Source organism: Streptomyces alkaliphilus (genome assembly GCF_014141535.1).
Taxonomy (GTDB): domain Bacteria; phylum Actinomycetota; class Actinomycetes; order Streptomycetales; family Streptomycetaceae; genus Streptomyces; species Streptomyces alkaliphilus.
This window is the reverse complement of sequence record NZ_VKHT01000703.1, coordinates 1-2,794: the sequence shown is the minus strand read 5'-3', so window position 1 is coordinate 2,794 and position 2,794 is coordinate 1. Positions and strand designations below refer to the sequence as shown.

Here is a 2,794-nt window from a genome sequence, read left to right as displayed (position 1 = left end):
GGGGTATCAACATATCTGGCGTTGACTTTTGGCACGCTGTTGAGTTCTCAAGGAACGGACGCTTCCTTCGGAACTTCCCCCACCATTCGGCGGGTTCGTCCTCCGGGCGCTTCCCTTCGGTGTTTCCGACTCTACCACATCCGATTTCCCTCGGATCCGGCTCCCGGTCGACGGGAGTTCAAGTGTTTTACCGCCCTCCGGCGTGAGCTTTCCGCCCTCCGGCGTTGCCACCACCGTAGAACATTCCCCCGCCCGATTCAAAATCGGGCCCGGAGCCATTTCCGCACACGGACACGCGAATGCACGGTAATACCGCGATCCGACGCATCCGCACAATGCGAAGACGACGACCCGTTCGAGATCGTTCGAGGAGTTGGTCCCGCGAAGGTGGCTGTCGCAACCGGAAGCGAATCCGGGCGACACGCGTGCCACCGACATGCGGGGCTCGGCCTCCGCGTCAGTGGCAGCTCGAAGTACGTTACGGACGGATGACCCCCGTGTCAACCCCGGCCGGCCCGGCGGTTCCGGAGCGGCTCGCCCCGGCCCGGAAGCGGCCCGGAGGCGGCGGCGATACCGGAGCCGGGCCACAGCCCCGGACCACGGCCTCAGGCCACCTCGGGGAGACGGTCACCGACGTCCGCGGCCCGGGTGTCCCCCGTCTCGCCCGCCTCCGCCGCCCGTCGCCCGAGCACGAAGACATAGACCAGGAAGGCGAGCAGGGCCACCACCCCGATGGTGACGCGGGCCCAGGTCGGCAGGCCCGAGGGAGTCACGAAGCCCTCGATGAGTCCGGACACGAAGAGCACGACCATCAGGCCGATCGCCATGCCCAGCGCCGCCCGCCCCTCGGTCGCCAGGGCGACCCGGCGGCTGCGCGGCCCCGGATCGATGACCGTCCACCCCAGGCGCAGGCCGACCCCCGCCGCCACGAAGACGGCCGTCAGCTCCAGCAACCCGTGCGGGAGGATCAGCCCCAGGAAGACGTCCAACCGGCCGGCTCCCGCCATCAACCCGAGGCCGATGCCGACGTTCACGGCGTTCAGCAGCAGCACCCAGATCACCGGGATGCCCAGCAGGACACCGAAGGCGAGGGAGATGGCCGCGACCCAGGCGTTGTTGGTCCACACCTGTGCGGAGAAGGCCACCGCCGCGCTCTCGGTGTAGTAGGTCTCGTAGGCGCCCCCGGGCCTGGTCATCTCCCGGAGCTCCTCCGGGGCCCCGATGCTCGCCTGTACCTCGGGGGAGGCCGCGATCCACCATCCCACCAACACGGTCACCAGGATGAAGGCGAACGCGGTGGGCACCCACCAGTTCCGGGTGCGGTAGCAGGCCGCCGGGAACCCGGCGGTGAAGTAGTGCACCGCGTCCCGCCAGGTCGAGCGGCGGGCCCCGACCACCCCGCTGCGCGCCCGGGCGACGAGGGTGGTCAGGCGGTTCATCACCACCGGGTCGGGGGCCTGCGCGCGCAGCATGGACAGGTGCGTCGCGGTGCGCTGGTACAGCGCGACCATCTCGTCCGCCTCGGCGCCGGTGAGGCGACGACGACGGCGCTGCAACTGGTCGAGACGGTCCCACTCGGCCCGGTGGGCGGCGACGAACACATCGAGGTCCATGTCCCCGACCCTCTCAGAACGACCGGGGTGGATGTCGAGCGGACCGCTCGAACGACACCCGGTTGTTGTCCGGTCCCCGCGGCTCCACCCGGGGCGGTGCGGCGCGCAGGGGTTCGGAACGGCAGACTGGAGGGGACGCCGTCCCGTCCGTGGCGGGACATCGTGGGGCGGTCGTCGCTCGACCGTCGGGCGCCCGGCCGGCCCGGTGGACCACCACGGGAGGGGTTCGAACACGATGAGCCAACTGGTCACCGGCGACGCCGTGGTGCTCGGGCTGCAACCGGCCAAACTGCCGAGCCGGGCCATCGCGGTCTCCCTCGACCTGGCGGTGCTGGTGACCGCCTACCTCCTGCTCAACCTTCTGGTGACGAGCCAGGTGGTCGCGCTCGGCGGGGCCGCCCTGGCCGCCGTGCAGGTGACGATGCTGGTCCTGGTGCTCATCGGGGTGCCGATGGCCGTGGAGACGCTGAGCCAGGGACGGTCCCTCGGCAAGCTGGCGCTGGGACTGCGGGTGGTGCGGGACGACGGTGGTCCCATCCGGTTCCGGCACGCCTTCGTCCGGGCGCTGGTCGGTTTCCTGGAGATCCTGGCGACCTTCGGCGTGATCGCCACCGTCGCCTCACTGGTGTCGGCGCGCGGCCGTCGTCTGGGGGACGTCTTCGCCGGGACGTTGGTGGTGCGCGAGCGGATCCCCACCGGTCGGACGACCGTGCTGCCGTCCCCGCCGCCGCACCTGGCGGACCGGTTCGCGGCGTTGGACCTGTCGAACGTGCCGGACGGCATGTGGCTGGCGATCCGTCAGTACCTCACCCGCTTGCCGAAGCTGGACTCGCGGGTGGCGTGGTCGATGGGGGTGGGGCTGGCCGACGAGTTGGCGGCGCGGCTCGGTTCGCCGCCGCCTCCCGGTGAGCACCCGGCTTCCTACCTGGCGGCGGTGGCGGGGGAACGGCAGCGGCGGGAGATCGCGCGCACCTTCCGGGATCGGCCGGTGCCGCCGGAGTTGCGATGGGCCCTCGGTGGGTCCGGCGGTCCGGGCACACCCCCGTACGCGGGCCCGCGCCCCGCTCCCGGCGGGGGTTCTCCCGCGGGTATGGGGACGACGGGGCCCGACGGGGCTCCGGTAGCCGCTCTCCCGGCCGCCGTGCCCGGGTTCGCTCCCCCCGCTCCCACCGGGTCGGCAC

At 71.7% G+C, this 2,794-nt stretch carries 2 protein-coding genes; one reads left to right on the top strand and one right to left on the bottom strand.

The features are described from left to right. Window positions 1-605 precede the first annotated feature (605 nt). Window positions 606-1,613, bottom strand: a complete 1,008-nt coding sequence (locus FNQ90_RS18695; RefSeq protein ID WP_182607430.1) for a stage II sporulation protein M — start codon at window positions 1,611-1,613, stop codon at window positions 606-608. A 235-nt stretch (window positions 1,614-1,848) separates the two neighbouring features. Between FNQ90_RS18695 and FNQ90_RS18690 the strand changes: the two genes are divergently transcribed. Beyond that, the coding region (locus FNQ90_RS18690) for an RDD family protein (protein WP_182607429.1) at window positions 1,849-2,794 on the top strand (946 nt) is incomplete at its 3' end.